This window comes from Endozoicomonas sp. ALC020, assembly GCF_049275935.1.
GTDB lineage: Bacteria > Pseudomonadota > Gammaproteobacteria > Pseudomonadales > Endozoicomonadaceae > Endozoicomonas_A.
Genome location: NZ_CP184830.1, coordinates 5200205 through 5217694 on the forward strand (window position 1 = coordinate 5200205; position 17490 = coordinate 5217694).

Sequence of the window (17490 nt, forward strand, 5' to 3'; positions counted from 1 at the left end):
GGCTTTAATGGTTAATGAGTCGGTCTTTCAATCCTGATGAACGCAGGGTCTTCTGTTGAATGGCTTTGACCAGAATCTGCGGCAGTGCAAACAGATCCAGTCTGGCCTTGGCCCGGGTGATGCCGGTATAAACCAGTTCCCGGGTAAGAACCGGTGTCATCTGTTCTGGAAGTGCCATGACGGTGTGGGGGAATTCTGACCCCTGGCTTTTGTGTATGGTCATGGCAAAGACCGTCTGGTGCTCTGGCAAGCGACTGGGCAATAGATGTTTGAGGCTACCGTCGGGTAATTCAAAGACCACTTTCAGGCGGCCATTGCAATCAGGAAGAGCAATGCCAATATCACCGTTGTACAGGCCGAGGTCATGGGCATTTCGGGTAATCAGAACCGGGCGGCCCGGATACCATAAGCCTTCTGATGGAATCAGGTTGCTCCTTGCCAGAGCTGAGCGAATGCCATCATTGAGTCCTTCAACACCCCAGCGTCCTTCCCGCAATGCACAGAGCAAGCGTAAATGGTTAAAGGCAGCGAGAACTGTTTTTTCATCTTGCTGATCATTAATGGCCTGAAGATAGGGGGTATAGCCCTGTGCACAGAGTGACATCAGTTGGGAGTAGCTGCTATCGTCTACAGGGTGCAGGGCAATATCAGCAAATGTTTGCTGAAATATCTCCTTTATAAGTCTGGTGCCGCCTTTGTTGACGGCTTTGGCCAGCGTGCCTATGCCCGATCGGTCATCAAATCGGTAACTTTTCTGAAGCTGACAGAAGCGGTCATTGATAGCCCGACTTTTTTCTGAAAAACAGGCTGTCATAGCGTTCTCTTTTACTGTGGACATTTGTCGTCTTGTCCATGATTTCAGATCAAAGCCGGTTAATTGTTCCAGTGTATTAGCCTGGGCCTGTGAGTAACCACCTTCGGCAGCGGAACAAATATCACCCAGCACACTGCCAGCATCCACAGAAGCCAGCTGATCTCTGTCACCCAGCAGAATAACTCGGGCATGGTCAGGCAGTGCGTCCAGCAGCTGACGCATGAGTGTCAGATCAACCATAGAGGCTTCATCCACCACCAGAACATCCAGATGCAGTGGGTTGTTGGCGTTGTGGCGAAATTCCGGGCGGTTAGGGATAACACCCAAGAGCCGATGAATCGTTCCTGCCTGAGTTGGGATCAACTTACGCACCTCTTCATTGCAGTGAAGAGCGGGCAGGGCGCCCCCCATCGATTCAGTGAGCCGGGCAGAGGCTTTACCAGTGGGTGCCACCAGTCGGATGTCCGGTATTTTGTCACTCTTCAGTCCTTTCTCAACCAGCATGGCCAGCAGTCTTGTGACCGTTGTTGTTTTACCTGTACCGGGTCCACCGCTGATGATGACCAGGGGTTGAGTCGCTGCCATGGCCGCTGCAACTTTCTGCCAGTTCAGGCAATCGTGTTGCGGGATTGTTTGATCGAAAACCTTAAGGTCTCCAGTCTCTCTGGCAGACAGCAGCGTCTGGATACATTCTTGCCAGTCAATGGCCTCAGGAAATTCTACATCGAGCCATTTTATGAGGTATTCCTGGAGGGCTTTCGAATCGCTGGTATCGGGACGATTCTCAAGAAGAGCGGAATAGTTTCGCTGAAACAGCCGATCCAGAATGGCTCGGGTTTCCTGAAAGTCTTCTGACTGTTTTCCCTCTTTGAGCAGGTGTCGGGCAACCAGACACTCATGTTGCCAGTATCGATAGAGATAGAGTCGCTTAGCGTCCAGAATCAGAGGCGAATTGGTTTCACCCTTGCTGATAACCGGACTTGAGAGTAGAAGACTGATCAGCTTGTCTTCGGATTGATTGTCAATGTCTGCTAAAGCCCTGAGTGCATTGCTGTTTGCCAGACTCAATTCGAACAATGGCTTATGGAATAAATGACTGAACTCCAGACAGAGGTTGCCTCGACCCAGCTCATGACTGATGAGGGCTGCCACCATTACAACACAGGGCGTGTCGTCCAGTTCATGAATAAAACGGGCAAACTGGTAATCCAGGGGGCGAATCTTGCCTTGTTGGTAAAGATGCTTAATGGCATTGATCATGAAGAGACTCCGGTTTTGGTGGAGCCTTCTTCACTTAGGGCAGAGTCTCCATAAAAAAGACGATCCAGTTTTTCAATCAGGATTTTACTGGGGCGACAGTGGAAAATGCCCGGCTGGCCTGGCTCATCTTTTCGTATACCCCTGAGAAACAGGTAATAAACCCCCCCGAAATGTTGCTCAAAGTCATAATCTGGCAGCCTGCTACTCAGTAGCCTGTGCAATGCCAGTGAATAGAGCTGGTATTGAAGATCGTATCGGTGCTCAATCATGACTTTCTGCATGTTCTCCCGGGTGTAATCGACGAGCTGGTCACCCAGCCAGTTTGACTTGTAATCGAGAACATACCAGCGGCCATCTTGTTCAAAGGTCAGATCGATAAAGCCTTTTAACATGCCTTTCACGGTTACAAAGTCCAGTAATCCCGCCTCGGCTGACAGTCTGTCTTCTGACTGCAGGATGGCGTTTAGTTCCCTGGCTCTGAGCCTGCTCACCGGCAGATAAAACTCCATCTCGACTTTTTTGCAACGCTTGGGCAGATCACCCAAAGTGAGTCCGTTGTCGTTCAATGGTGCTTTCAGGCAATGATCCAGCATATTTTCGAGGGTAGGGCACCACTTCTCATCAAAGCCTTCCATTTGCAATTGTTCGAGCACATAGCCAGATAAATCCCGGGGCAGGTCATTCAGTGTATCTGCTGTCAGATCTTCGAGGTTTTCGAACAGGGCGTGCAGAAAGGTACCGGGTCGAGCGCCTTTTGGAAATGTGAAAATATCCAATGTTTCCGCTTCGGGCTCTTGCTCATTGCTAAAAGCTGCTTCTGCCTCATTGATTACTTCGATATCCAGACCGGCTGTTTCCAGAGAGGCATCAGGCTCCTGAGCTTTGTGGTGACTCTGCTCTTTTTTATGAGACTGCGAGGTTCTGGACAATGCGGAGTAGCTGGTGACCCACCAGTCCTTCTGGATGTCACCCCTGAACTCTTCTGCGACAAGATGAGGAGTCTCTTCAGATTCGCTCTGGTAATGAGGTAGCTGAAGGTCTTCAACGGGCTGGAAAGCAATGCCAGGGTGGCTTTCGGCCAGATGTTTCAGTTGTTGCTCCAGCGTCGCATAATCAAGCTCTTCAGGGCCGTTCAACAACCAGCCAATGGCAGTTCTGTGCAGATCGGTCAGATCACCTTTTCGTCCCGAACCACTTTTGACGGGAGCCATGCCCATGTAGCAACGATGAACTGAACGGGTGAGTGCTACATACAACAATCGAATGTCTTCAGCCAGTCTTTCTTCATCGGCTTTAATCAGGGCCTGATCATCACCAGACAGGTCTAAGGTGGTATGCTGGCTGTCATGATAAACCGGCTCTTCCGCTTCCCTGAAACTGCAGATATGGGGCAAAAACACGACAGGGTATTCCAGCCCCTTGGATTTATGGATGGTGACAATCTGGACCCGGTTGCGTTCGCTTTCAAGATGCAGCTGCTGCTCATCGGCATGGGTGTCCGGCTTGCTGATGTGTTCAGACAGCCATCTCTGCAGAGCGTGGGGGCTCTCCAGCTCAAGGCTGGTTGCTGCCAGCAGCTCACCCACATGCAACAGGTCTGTCAGACGTCGCTCGCCATGGTCTTTTGCTAACAGCTTTTCTGCCAGTTTGCGTTTTTGCACCATGACTCTGAGCATGGGCAAAACACCCTGCTTCATCCAGATCTGGTGGTAGTTGGAAAACTCTTCAACGGCTTCTTCCCAGGCAAGCTCATTTTCATTCAGTGCATCCAGGGCCTCAGCCGTCAGATCCAACAATGGCGTTGCCAGGGCGGATCTCAAGGTTCTGTCGTGGCCCGGATTGAGGCAGGCGGTGAGAATTCTCAGCACATCAACCGCTTCATTTGAGGTAAACACCGAGTCACTGCTGCTCAGATAAACACTGGGAATCCCCTGTTTTGCCAGGGCTTCCCTGATCATCAGGCCTTGTCGGCCAGTTCTTACCAGAATGGCAATATCTCCGGCTTTTAAAGACTTTTGCTGTTGGTCTGAATGAATGGCAGCCTGAGCCTGGCTCAGCAATCGGTTGACTTCACTGGCTGTCGCCAGAGTCATGGTCTGCTCATAATCTGTTTTGCCCACCGTAGTGCCTTCATTATCCTGCCACCAGATTGTCAGAGCCGGAACCTCAGAGTTTGCTTCCAACAGTCGTTGACGGTCGGCTTTCGGTGAAGGTTTGACGGATAAAAAGGGAATGTCCTGGTAGATAAAAGGTGGGCGACCTGTGTCAGCGGATGTTTTGAGACATTGCTCAAAAATCCGGTTCACACTTTGCACCATATTGCTGCTGGAACGCCAGTTGGTATCCAGTGAGTAGTGAGCCGAAACCTGCTTTCTTGCCTGCATGTAAGTGAAAATATCGGCGCCCCTGAAAGCATAGATAGCCTGTTTTGGGTCGCCTATCATAAACAGCCCGGCATCACGGTTGGGGCTTGAGTGACCGGGATAGATTCGGCTGAAAATAGCATACTGCAGTGGGTCGGTATCCTGAAACTCATCGATCATGGCCACCGGAAACTGGATTCGCAGCCTGTTTGCCAGCTGTTCGCCGTGACCCTGATGCAGTGCCTGATGGAGTCGGGTCAGAAGGTCGTTAAAAGACATCTGATGCTTCTGGTTTTTGATTCTGTGGCTTCTCTGCTGAATGCTGGAGAGGGCTCTGGCCAGCATCATGCTTTTGAAGGCGTTCTGAATGCTGGTGGACTGATCCAGTATGTTTTCGATGAGACCAAAAACCTTGTGTCCGGGCAGTTGGCCTTTTTTGGACAGGGCCTTTTCCAGAATCTCCCTGCCATAGATTTCCCAGCTCTCGTTTTTACCAAGAACCGGGAAGAGGGCATCACTGTTGGCAAAAGCCGCCATTTTGGCTATTCGCGTAAAAGGTTTGCTTCGTTTATTGAGACCACAAGACAGCAGCTGATCTTCTATGGCATTGCGATCGTCGCGCCATAAATTTCTGATGGCCACAGCGGGTTCAACAAACTTTTGCTTGAAACGTTCAAGGTTATCAGGCATTGCACCGGTTTTGATTTGCAGCCCCGGTTTACCCAATAGCCCTCGCAGATCGTTAAGCAGACCGCCGGGGGTTTTCCAGACAGATCGCGCCAGTCGTGCCAGAGGCTTGTCAAGTGGGTAAAGTTCGGTGCGCCAGAAGTCTGCGGCTGACTGCTCCAGCAGGTGGGATTCGTCGGTAATTAACTCATTGGTAAACAGCGTACCACTTTCAAAGGCATGTTGTTTCAGCATTCTCTGACAGAAGCCGTGTATGGTGAATACCGCTGCCTCATCCATCTGACGCTCTGCGGCCAGCAATAGTTTTGCTCTTTCTGGGTGACGATCAAGGTCGTTCATCAGTGTTGCTATGAAGTCATCATCCTTCAGACCTTTTTCAAACGCTTCTCTGGCCTGATGAAGCCGGGCACGAATTCGGTCTCTCAGCTCTTCAGTGGCTGCTTCGGTGAAGGTGACTACCAGGATCTGGTCCACTGTTAAAGGCTGACAGTGGGCTGATATTTTATGGTTATGCTCAGGTCCGTGGCCAAGGACCAGCCTGAGGAAAAGGTTGGCAATTGTGTAGGTTTTGCCTGTTCCTGCACTGGCTTCGATCAAGCGGTTTCCATGCAGGGGGAAGGTTCGGGCATCCAGCTGTAGTGGTGGATTGGCTATTTCTGCCATGGGCTGGTTTTCCGCTGCAGGCTGTTGAGTGGTATCAGTCATTTGCGGCTTCCTTTTGAAACCACTTCTATCGTCCGGGCCATGGGCTCAAGAATAAGACGACTCAGGTTGGTAAATTCGTCAAAGATGGGTTCCAGTTCAGGAAACGTCCTGTGAATGTAAACATTCTCAACTTCGCCATGAATCTTAAAACCCCCATAAAAGGCCGTTTCAGCCGCTTTGCGTGCTTTTTCTTCGTCGTCTTCTTTTTCCAGCCATGCCTGTGAGGTGGTTGGGAAGAAAGGAACAGGTCGGGTTTGCCCCTGCAGGTAGAGAGACACCAGATCGCCAAGGTAGGCTCTGGCCTGTTGTCGGGCAATGGGGGTAAACAGGATCTCATCGTCCAGTCCCATCAACCGGGTATGGCCACCGCTATGTGATTCACTTTCCAGGGAAGCGCAATACAAGAGATGTTCAATCCAGGCGAAGAGTTTGTCTTTTGCCTTAAGTCCTGCAGCCCGGTAGCGCAGCAATCCGGAATTCTGACCTGCAAATGAGTAATGCTGTTTCAGCCAGCCAGTGACCTTGATACCGGCTACTGACAGATTAACCTCAACATCATCCAGGGGGGCAAGGGTGGCATCTTTCAGCTTTTCCACGAGTGGTGAGACGGCATTCTGCTGGTCTTCCAGAAGCAGCTCACCAAAGGCACCATGGGGTAGTGTGCCAGTGGCGTTTAATTTTTCCCGGAGGCTGTCCAGCCTGTTATCTGCAAGAAGAGTGTCCAGCATGGACGTTTTGAGCCAATAGGTGTCCAGTGCATCCAGGGCAAAAGGTTCGGTTTCCACCAGCAGGGTGTCTTCCTGCTCGAAGAAAACTTTTAATCTTCGGTTACAGAAATATTGGCTGGGATTACGAAAGAATCTCAATAATTCCGGGACTTCAAGTGCTTCCGGCGTTTCTCGAGTGCTTAGTGGTGAAGCCAGAAAAGGAGCGGATGATTCAGTAGGATTGTTGGCATTCGGTAACCACTCTTTGGCGTAACTGAACAGACCGCTGTCCGGGGTGAAGTTCTCCTGACTGAAGGGTTGTAGCCGGTGTTCTGTGATCAGGTTCTGAAAAGCTTCACTATCGGTGAAAAACTGACTGCAATATTCCTGCAGTTCCGTTACCAGTACTGAGGGTATACGTTCACTGTTGTCTTTAATGCTTCGACCCGTATAACTGATGTAGAGAGTCTGGCGGGCCGATAGCAAGGCTTCCAGAAACAGGTAACGGTCGTCTTCACGGCGAGAGCGATCACCCCGTCGGGGGCTTTCTGTCATCAGGTCAAAACCGGCTGGAGCAATGCTTCTTGGATAAGCACCGTCATTCATACCCAGCAGACACACCACTTTAAAAGGAATGGATCGCATGGGCATCAGGGTGCAGAAATTGACTCGGCCTGAAAGGAATTTCTGGCTGCTCCGTTCGCTGGTGAGTCGTTCTGTCAGGTAATCCAGTAAGACAGGCCGGGATAACCTGTCGCTATAACCTGCATCCCGAACTTGCTCTGTCAGGTGTTCCAGTGAGCTTCGGACCAGTTTCAGTGCGTATTCGTCTTCTTCATCGGGTTGAAAGAAGTTTTCCAGTATCTGATTGATAAAAAGTGTCCAGCTTTCAATGGAGCGAGATTCGTTAAGTTGCAGAATCAGTTCAGAGGCTTCTTCAACAAAAGCTGCCAACTTTCCGCTCAGAACCGCATTCATTCCCTGTGAAGAATCCAGTGACAGTATGCCCGAGAAAAGTCCGGCATCTTCTGGCAGCGCATAACCCAGCAGCATCCGCTTGAGGCCAAAGAGCCAGGAGTTACTTTCTCTTGGCGGGACGCCAAAGCCACTCTGGTGTTCAGGGCTTAATCCCCAACGAATGCCTGATTCAGCGATCCATCGGCGCAGGAGTTCAAAGCCCTTTTCATCAATCTGGAAGCGTCTCTGAATGGCTGGAATTTCCAGCAATTCCAGCATTTCCTGGGCACCACAGCGCTGATTGTCCAGGTCAAGCAGCTCCAGTAAGCCTTTCAGCAGAGGAAACTCCTGGCGGGCGCTTCGATCTGAAATAGCAAAGGGGATATAGCGTGGATTGTTGTGATGATCCGGCAGTCCACCAAAAACAGCCTGAATCCAGGGGCTGTATTGATCTACATCAGGCAGCATGACAACAACATCTCTGGGTGTGAGATCAGGATTTCGTTCAAACAGTCTTAACAACTGGTCATGAAGAACTTCCACTTCCCTGAGCGCACTGTGGCAGTTATGGAAAACCAGAGACTGATCATCAGGGGCTATAGTGACGGGACCTTCAAGAGTTCTGTCGGTCAGGTCCAGGATATCTTTCTGAATCCGGTGCAGCAGTGAATCTTCCTGACCGTCAACAAAGGCCATGATCTCGGTTGCGTCCAGGTCATGCAGCTGATGCATGTAATCTCTGCCCAGCTTGCCCATGGAGGCTAACAGGGGGTTGCTTTGCTCATCAACCAGGGATTCGAACAGGTCAGTCTGTTGTGAAGCGCCCTCAGCTTTATGTGCCGTCGATTGACTGACCTGTTTACTGAAGAGCCGGGTTGCCAGTTTGGCCAGGTATTTAGGGTCTTTCTCGTCACCCCAATAGTATTGGCAGGGGTTGCAGACCATGAGATGGACGTCGGTTTGTTGACCCAGTGCTTTCAGGGTTTCTACAAAATGCGGGGGGAGTGCGGAAATTCCGAAAACAAATAACCTGCGGGGCAGGTCTTGTTTGTGAAGAAAGTGTTTATGAGAGTCGTTCTCCAATGCGCTCAAAAAACTTTGATGCATATTGGCCCGATGCCAGTGTGACTGGCCCGCTTCCGACGTTCTTGAGACCAGTGCTCGCCAGAGCATAGGCTGCCAGAGCTGATCTCTTGCTGTCTTATCCTTTCCCTGTTCCCAGTCAGCGATCCATTCCGGTCGATAGACCAGATATTGGTCAAAAATATCCGCTACCTTGCCTGCCAGCTGGTAACACCGCACGGTGTCGCTATCATCGGCCAGATAGTGCCTGAGAGGCTTGAAGGCCTCTTCTTCCAGCATGTCGGGCAGCAATGACATCAGCTTCCAGGTCATGGCTTCCTTATTGAAGGCTGAACGTCCCGGGACATCCGGTAACACCTTGACGAACATGTCCCAGAGAAAACTGGCTGGCAACGGAAAATTGAGAGATGCCGCGATGCCCATGGATTGAGCCAGCTCCTGCCGAAGCCACTGGGCCATGCCGGGGCTCTGAACAAGAATCTGTTCGTCTTCCAGTGGGTTGGGAAGAGGATCCCGCTGTATCAGATCAATCAGCAGGTCTTTAAGCAGGTCAAGCTGGTTAGAGTGATAAATAGTGAACACGAAAGGAAAATCAGCCTGTATCTATGAAGGTTCTAACTCTTCATGTTCTGGTGGGTTATGTCAACACAAATGGAGGAGTACCAAGACTTTAAGTTAAAAAACAATGCTTTCAGGCAGTAATCACAATCTGCCTGTGTTCCTGATCAGGCTCTGCCATGTCTGTGCAGGGCATTCATAAGGTTCTTGTGCTTCTTTTTCTTCCTTTCCGGGTTGCTGCTTTTTCCGGTGTATTGGCTGGCAATTTCCTTTTCAGCGGTTTTCAGGCTGGCTTCATCAGGCTTGATTCTTTGCAGGTAGCGTCTGCCTGCGCCTTCCTGGATGTTTAGCTTTCCTCGCAGGGCGGCCATTTTGTCCATCAGGTTTTGGGCCTCAAGAATGCAGTTTTTACTCTCATCAAGACTCTGTTGGGATCGTTTTTCAATATCCATGATTCATCCGGAATGGGTATACCTCTATTTATTCTAGGTTCTTGTCTGTGAAATTGCGTACTTCTCTCAGTGGCATAGCCGTTGATTACAGGTAAAATGTTCGTGCCAAGTCCTATATAGACCCAGAACGAGCTCTTATGTCATACGCTCTAAAAAGCCTTGAGCGTGAAAACAGTCCTGAACCGTTGGTTAGTCTGGAAGCCTTCGGTGAAGAGTCTGTTTTCACTATAAAAAGAAAACGTGGCCTGATTTTTTACTTCGTTAGCCTGCTTTTTTTCTGTACTTTGTCGTTTTCAGCCTGGGCTGATGACAGCAGGCTCAAGTCGGACTCCAGTTATTTCAAGCCTCTTAAAATTGCTTATACGCAAGACTCTCTGCCCTGGGCTTTCACCAATGATGCCGGTGAACCGGACGGTCTGATACTCGACCTCTGGCGGGAGTGGTCTGAACAGGTTGGCGTGCCCGTCAAGTTCTATCCCATGGCTCGACAACAGGCGATCGATCTACTTAAAAATAATGAAATTGATGTCATTGCTCTGCTTGGGTCGGCAGATGAAGTCACCGAAATAGGTGTTATGACCCGCGAGATCTTCCAGAGTCGCAGGGCTTTGTTTATCCGCAACGACATTACCCCAAAGCCCATTGAGGAGCTGTTGTCAGAGCATCAGGTGGCCATTCTGGACAATGACTATCTGAAAGACAAGATCATTAAGCGGTTTCCTGACGTCCGTCTGAAAGAGTATGACAATCAGCATTTAATGATTGACGACATTGCTGCCAGGAAGGTGACGCTGTTTGCCGGTAATGCAGATGTATTGGGGTATTATCTGGAAAGCCGGGGGGTCAGCTCCGAATACTCGCCTTATGCATCGCCTTTGAATACTTCTGTTTCACTTCTGGCCGGGATTAATAAAAAACGTTCTGCCCTGGGTTCTATCATTGAAAGCGGTATGGAAATGATACCGCAGGACCGTAAGAGTCTGGTATTCGAGAACTGGCTTGGGAATGATAGCCAGACTTCTGGCAAACTGGTTATTGCTCTGGAATCAGCCTCGTCGCCGCTGTCTTTTGTGAATGCGCTGGGTAAACCGGCAGGTATGTATGTAGACATCTGGCGAAAGTGGTCAGAAAAAACTTCTACGCCTGTTCGCTTTAGAATGGGAGAACAAAAAGAGATCATTCGGGCACTGAAGAGTGGCAAGGTAGATGTTCTCGGGAGCATTTCGCCCTCCCGGGCTCGCAGTGAGTGGATGCGTATGTCCAATCCATTCTATGGCATCAATTCACGAATTTACTATCGCAGTAACCAGACTCTCAATGATCTTGGGCCTGATCTGGAAGGCAGAAGGCTGGGCGTTGTCACAGACTCCAGTCATGAAGAATTTGTCGACAAGTGGCTTCCGGGGGTTATAGTGGTAACCCGTGATAATGTCATTGAGCTGATCCAGAGTCTGTTTAAAGGTGATATTGATGCGCTCCTGGCTGAGCCTGTGGTGGTTGAGTCTGCCTTGGGCGCTATGGGGCTGATCGGTGAACTCAAAAGTGGCAAATACTTCAATATGAATGAGGCGATTGCTGCCGGGGTAGCCGCCGATAGAACAGATGATCTGATTACTCTGGTCAACACTGGGCTGGGAGATATCTCGCCAGAAGAATACCGTAAGATTGAAGAGCGCTGGATTGTTAACAGTGATAACCGGTATTTTGGCAAGGGCGTTACCAATGTCAACCTGACCGAAGCGGAGCGTCGCTGGCTGGACAGGAATCGTATTATCCAGATTGATGTGCAGGCGGATCATCCTCCGTTCCTTTTTCAGGACGAAGAAGGGAATTATCAAGGCATAGCCGTTGATTATATTCGTCTTCTTGAAGATCGTCTGGGTTTAACATTCCGTCTTAACCCCTCCAAGGTCTGGACCGAATCTCTAGGTCGTGCCTATCGTCACGAAACCGATGTGCTCGGCATGGCACAGAAGACAGACGAGCGCAGTCGTTATCTGGACTTCACCAGCCCGTTGTTTAAGGTGCCTTCCGTGATTCTGGCCAGAACCTCGGATAAAACCATTGAAAATATTCGGGATCTGAGAGGACACGATGTGGGTTATGTGCCTGGCAGTGCTTCTCTTGATTATTTCAGAGCGAAAAATTCCGGTATTAATTTCAAGCCGGTGGCCAGTCTCAGTGGAGGTATCAGTCGGGTTTCCAGCGGTGCTCTGGATGCGGTGATTGCCGACATTGCAGCTTCCAGTTTTGAGCTTGATCGACTCAAAGTCACCAATCTTCGCGTGGTGGGTGAGGCAGGTTTTGAATATGAATATGCTCTTGGTAGTCGCAATGACTGGCCCATGCTGGGTTCCATTCTACAGAAAGCGGTTGACAGTTTGACTGAGGCAGAGAAGTCGCAGATTAACAGTCGCTGGGTCTCTATTACTGAGCTGAGGTGGCAGCCTAACAAGGAACTGTTTATCGGGCTGTTACTGATTTTTGTGACGCTGATTCTCATTATTTATTGGAACCGAAGGCTGACTCTGGAAATCGGTGAAAGGGAGCGTGCCGAAGAAGAGTTGAAAGCCCGTTCAGATCTGGACCGCCTGCTCAGTGATATTTCCAGAAAGTTCATTAACAAACCGCTTGAAGAGGCCGTTCAGTACTTCCTTCGCAAATTGGCTGTCTTTATGAGTTACGACATAGCTCTGGTTTATTCGAGAACGGATGGACATGCAGCCATTGAACATTTCTGGTCCGACAGAAAATTTCTGAAAATGGCTGACCTGAATGAGTTGCTCCGGGGTGCTCTCAGTCAGGGAAGCCAGCCATCTGAAGATGGTATAGCAACAATGAAATTGAGTGTTGATAGTGAACAGTTGGCCAAAAGCGAATCTTTGAGAAGCATCAGTAAGGACGGAGTGGTAGCAGGGATTCATGTGGCCATGAGGCTATTCGCTGAAGAGATAGGTGGGGTCATTTTTCTCAATCGCCAGACCGAAGACGAACTGTTGAGTGATGAAGTGGATCTCCTGCGCAGGGCCAGTGAACTGGTGGCTGTTGCGCGTTCAAGACAACTCTCCGAAGATGCCCTGAGGTCGAGTGAAGAGCGCTATCAGCTGGCGATGGATGCTGCTTCCGATGGTCTCTGGGACTGGGATGTCGCTAATGAACGTATCTATTTCAGTCCCCGATATCAAAGTATGCTCGGCTATGAGGCCGGAGAGCTGATAAATACCCCAGGGGGCTGGCGTCGGCTGATCCACTCAGATGACAAGATTGCAACCGTAGATTTCTTTAACGACCAGTTTGCTCACTCGGATAAAGCCTTCGTCTATGAATACCGGATCAGACGCAAGGATGGCAGTTTCGCTACGGTCAGGAACAAAGGTAAGGTTGTTTTCCGGGATAGTCGTGGTCATCCATTGCGAGCAGTGGGCACCATGGTGGATATTACCGAGCAGAAAGAACGTGAGCGTGAACTCTCAATGGCCCGTTTCACGCTGGATCGGGCTGCTGACTTCATTCACTGGTTCCGCCATGATGGCAGCCATAAATATGTGAATGAGTCTTCTTGCCGCGCCCTGGGCTATACCACCGCACAGGTGATGGAACTCAGCATCATGGATATCAATCCTGCGGTGACGGAAACTTCCTGGGAGCGCCTCTGGGATCAGCTGACCATGCGCAAGGCAATGACTTATGAGACCCTGCGCAAAACCCATGATGGCAGGGTTTTCCCGGTTGAAGTGACGGCGAACTATATGGAGTACGAAGGCGAAGGTTATCTCTCTGCTACCGGGCGTGACATCACCGACCGCAAGCACGCTGAAGAAACGCTTCATAAAGCCAAAGAAGCCGCAGATCAGGCTAACCAGGCGAAAAGTAACTTCCTGGCCAATATGAGCCATGAAATCCGTACGCCAATGAATGCCATTATTGGCCTGAGCCACCTGGTGTTGCAAACAGATATGTCTGACAAGCAGCAGGATTATGTCACCAAGATCCAGTCCTCTGCCCATGCTCTGCTAGGCATTATTAATGACATCCTTGATTTTTCCAGAATTGAAGCCGGAAAGCTCAATATGGAGACCATTGACTTTAATCTGGAGGATGTTTTTGACAATGTTTATGACATTACCAACGTAAGGGCAGAAGAGAAGGGTATTGAACTTGGCTACGATATTGCGCCGGATGTTCCGGACCACCTCCGGGGTGATCCTCTGCGTCTTGGACAGGTATTGATTAACCTGATTCACAATGCTGTGAAATTTACCCACGTTGGGGCTGTCAGAATTTCAGTAAGACTACTGTCGCTTAATTCAAAAACTGCCAGAATCTGTTTTGAAGTACAGGATACCGGTATCGGTATCAGTCCTGAACATCAGGCCCGACTGTTTGAGTCTTTCTCTCAGGTTGATGGCTCCACTACCCGTAAATTTGGGGGTACGGGTCTCGGTCTGGCCATCTGTCGAAGTCTGGTCAATATGATGAATGGTGATATTGAGGTGGAGTCCGAAATTGATCGGGGCAGTACCTTCAGATTTGATGTTGAGCTGGGTCTGGGTGTACCGATTGGGCTTAATGATCAGGCGCTGGTCGGCACACGAGTGCTGGTCGTCGATGACACTGATGAGGCCCGGAAGATACTGGTTAGTCAGCTCAACAGTTTTGGCTGTGAAACTCTGGAAGCCTGTGACAGTTCAACGGCTCTGAATATCCTGAGAGAGCACAATCTTGACTCGAATAATCCGGTTACTGTGACTCTGTTGGACTGGCGAATGCCAGATACCGATGGCATTGAGCTGGCAGAGCAGATCAGAGCGATGAATCTCGACTCTGCACCCGTATTGATCATGGTTTCAGCTTACGGTCGTGAAGAGGTCATGATCAGGGCTTCTGGCAGGGTAGACGCTTTCCTGATCAAGCCTGCCAGCAGCTCTGTGTTGATAGAAACCATTCTTCGCACCCTTGATTATAAAAGCTCGGGTGGCGGCCGCAAGGGTATCGACAGCAGTGCCGGCAAGCAGACGTTCAATGGTGATATTCTGCTGGTGGAAGATAATGAGATTAACCAGCAGGTAGCCCGTGAGCTGCTCGAAGGTATGGGGCTGAAGGTGACCCTGGCAGATAATGGTCAGGAGGCTGTAGATATTCTTGAATCCAAAGCTTTTGACCTGGTCTTTATGGATATTCAGATGCCCCTGATGGATGGTTATCAGGCAACCAGAGTCATACGACGAAATTCAGGTGATAAAAATTTGCCGATTGTTGCCATGACGGCCCATGCTATGACCGGTGACCGTGAGCGTTGCCTGCAGATGGGGATGAATGATCATATTTCCAAACCTTTGAATCCTGCTGAGTTGCAGGAAATGGTAGGTCGCTGGCTTCAGGTGCCTGAACGAGGAAAGTCATCCAGCCTCGCTGCAAAGGATGCATCAGAGCAAAAAGCGTTTGCAGAAGATCTTGAGAAACTGGAAGGCATTCATCTCCACAATGGTCTGAACCGGGTTAGAGGAAATGTCGATTTATACCGGCAGTTGCTAGTGAACTTTTATCTGGATCAGAGAGAAGACTTGCAAAAGCTCTTGAATTGTCTGGATAAACGGGATTGGCAGGGTGCCCGTTTTATTGTTCATGGCATTAAGGGGGCTGGAGGCAGCCTTGGGGCAGAACAGTTGCATATTACTGCGGCTCGTTTGGAGGCAGCCTTGAGAAACCGGGATGAATTGCCTTCAAAAGCGTTGATTGAAAGTTTTGAGCATGCCTTTAACAAAGTGATGGAGAGTCTTAAGCAGCTGGTCGAGAACGGCCCGGAAGAAGAAGTGATAGGCGAAGGGATGGTTGAGGTTGAACGCTTGTCCTTTCTGATGAGTTCCATGATCACTCAACTTCAGGAAGGCGATGTTTCTGCATCAGAGTCTCTGTCTGAACTGGTTGGCGGACTGAACGGTAAGGTTGACAAACAGAAACTGGACAGACTGCAGAAAAGCATCAGAGTCTATGATTTTGAAGTAGCTGAGCAGATTCTTGAGGATTTTCAGTCAGAAATCGAGCATTAAGAAAATGCAGCAATTCCCGACGATTGAATTTATAGTCGGTTCGTTACTTTCAAAGTGCATTTTGTTGACGCGATATTATTGGCACAGCACCTTATAAAAGGTTCTTTGAAAAACTTCCCACAGGTGTATTCGCTTAATGATAAATGCTTTACTCACTTTCGCTGAGTACCTGACCGCGCAAGTGCTCAACCATATTAACCGAGTCAGGATTGAAGGCGGCCTTTAAGACCGGAATCGCTAATCCTGGCTGAGCATCACCACAGACAAAGATATCGAACGCCGCGAAGTCCCTCTCTGGCCAGGTGTGCACACTGATATGCGACTCAGCCAGTATTGCAACGCCAGAAATGCCGCCATTGGGCTCGAAGCGATGAAGATGGATATGCAACAAGGTAGCACCTGCCTTTGCAACCGCATCACGCAGTGCTTGTTCCATCAGAGCGGGGTGATCCAGCTTTTCAGCTCCCCAAAAGTCGAGGATCAAATGCGTGCCCGCAAAGGTTATCCCATCACGGGTAATAAAGTGATCCGCCTGTTCTTCACCAGTGATGGAAGTATGGTCGTGGGTGGGCCAACGCCCATCATGCGCTATGGAAACAGCTAATTCAGCAAAAGATCCTTGAGTAACGGAAGATGTCGCTAATAAATTACCTGGTTGATATAGATCTGGACGTCTCAATAGACCAGGATCCCCTGATGGGTTATGTCCTGACTTTCTTCTCAATCCAATAATACATTCCGGTAACAACGGGAGAGCCGGAAGACCCAAACCCAATGTCGCCGCTAACACCTGACTGGTATGTCTTATCCAGGCCTGCTTGATAAGTTTTGAAAGGTGGAACCAGGTTTGAGTTATAGCCTGATTCAAAATAGAGAAGCCAGCACCTAAGCCTACTTTTTCCCATGTGGCTAACCTTTCCAGTCTTTGTGACTCTGCTGTTTCAATATTATTCATAAACATAGCGCCCGTATCACCTGCATCAGGAATGAATGCGGGTGATGAACCGGGTGTTGGCACAGAAGAATCACACTTAACATCAAAACCCGCCCTGGCCCATGTGCGCACTGGGGCAAATCCTGTTCGATAAACCTTTTCAAACAGAGTCGTACAACTGTGTTGATCAGTGTCGTCTACGGATATCCAACCCCATGCCTGCTCTCTGTTTTTTAATCCAAAGGGTCCATTAACCATTTTGATATTGGAACAGTTATTACTGCCAAAAACGCCACCCATATAGTGATAGGGATCTGCTGGATGAGCTGAGTCAATGGATAGATCATTATCATGCTGATCAACGAGACTGTTACAGGTAGCATCGACAAAGCTCAGAATATTTTCTCTGGGCCATAAGTTCATGGAGAACAACACACTACGGCTTTGTTGCGATCCAGGTAGTGACCCGGATCTGGGTGTGTCAGGGTCAATTCAGAACAACTTGAAACCTCTCTAACGATGGAACTGTCCGTTGAGCCACCTGAGGGCAAAGCATGACAAGAGAGGGCATAGATTGCTGAAAATATCACGACCCCTGACCCGGATCTGGAAATGTTCATAACTGCACTCTGCCTGATTTTTAAAAGTTAAAACAAAAGCATCCGTGCCGTGACAATTCATTTTAAGGGCGCTACTCATCCTAGACCGGAAATTTCATAAATAAAGCTAAAACGTTTTCCAAAACGATATGAAATTTACATCTTTGGATTGTTTGTTTATTGCAGCCGGTAGCGCTACTTTAAAACACAGATTACCGGCTTGTGGAGGTTTCAGGACAAACGACAATGTTTTATATTATCGATGGGTTATTCGTCGGGAATAGCTCAAGGGAATGAATGCTCAGTATTCAGCTGATGGTG

6 protein-coding genes are annotated in these 17490 nt (G+C 49.3%); 1 reads left to right on the forward strand and 5 read right to left on the reverse strand.

Features of this window, described 5'->3' with window-relative positions; translation table 11 throughout:
- Positions 1-4: 4 nt before the first annotated feature.
- The 4 genes from recD to ACOJUO_RS19110 form a co-directional block, all read right to left on the reverse strand.
- A complete protein-coding gene (gene recD, locus ACOJUO_RS19095; protein ID WP_422137838.1) occupies positions 5-2074 on the reverse strand; it encodes an exodeoxyribonuclease V subunit alpha in 2070 nt (689 codons plus the stop codon).
- Positions 2071-5829: an exodeoxyribonuclease V subunit beta gene (recB, locus tag ACOJUO_RS19100; RefSeq protein WP_422137839.1), complete on the reverse strand. Its 3759-nt coding sequence runs from the start codon at positions 5827-5829 to the stop codon at positions 2071-2073. The genes recD and recB overlap by 4 nt, the downstream gene beginning before the upstream one ends.
- Positions 5826-9158, reverse strand: coding sequence for an exodeoxyribonuclease V subunit gamma (recC, locus tag ACOJUO_RS19105; protein WP_422137840.1), 3333 nt, complete (start codon positions 9156-9158; stop codon positions 5826-5828). The genes recB and recC overlap by 4 nt, the downstream gene beginning before the upstream one ends.
- A 143-nt stretch (positions 9159-9301) precedes the next feature.
- A complete protein-coding gene (locus ACOJUO_RS19110; RefSeq protein ID WP_317141800.1) occupies positions 9302-9586 on the reverse strand; it encodes a hypothetical protein in 285 nt (94 codons plus the stop codon).
- A gap of 137 nt (positions 9587-9723) precedes the next feature.
- Between ACOJUO_RS19110 and ACOJUO_RS19115 the strand changes: the two genes are divergently transcribed.
- Complete coding sequence (locus ACOJUO_RS19115; RefSeq protein ID WP_422133524.1) at positions 9724-15636, forward strand: transporter substrate-binding domain-containing protein; 5913 nt, start codon at positions 9724-9726, stop codon at positions 15634-15636.
- Positions 15637-15784: 148 nt separating this feature from the next.
- On the opposite strand, the gene speD is transcribed toward ACOJUO_RS19115, so the two are convergent.
- Positions 15785-16993, reverse strand: a complete 1209-nt coding sequence (gene speD / locus ACOJUO_RS19120; RefSeq protein ID WP_422137841.1) for an adenosylmethionine decarboxylase — start codon at positions 16991-16993, stop codon at positions 15785-15787.
- Between the last annotated feature and the right edge of the window lie 497 nt (positions 16994-17490).

Bases quoted from the DNA above. Each gene is read 5' to 3' on its own strand.
- ACOJUO_RS19115 (WP_422133524.1), top strand. From the start codon at position 9,724: ATGTCATACGCTCTAAAAAGCCTTGAGCGTGAAAACAGTCCTGAACCG.
- speD (WP_422137841.1), bottom strand. From the start codon at position 16,993: ATGAACTTATGGCCCAGAGAAAATATTCTGAGCTTTGTCGATGCTACC.
- ACOJUO_RS19110 (WP_317141800.1), bottom strand. From the start codon at position 9,586: ATGGATATTGAAAAACGATCCCAACAGAGTCTTGATGAGAGTAAAAAC.
- recB (WP_422137839.1), bottom strand. From the start codon at position 5,829: ATGACTGATACCACTCAACAGCCTGCAGCGGAAAACCAGCCCATGGCA.
- recD (WP_422137838.1), bottom strand. From the start codon at position 2,074: ATGATCAATGCCATTAAGCATCTTTACCAACAAGGCAAGATTCGCCCC.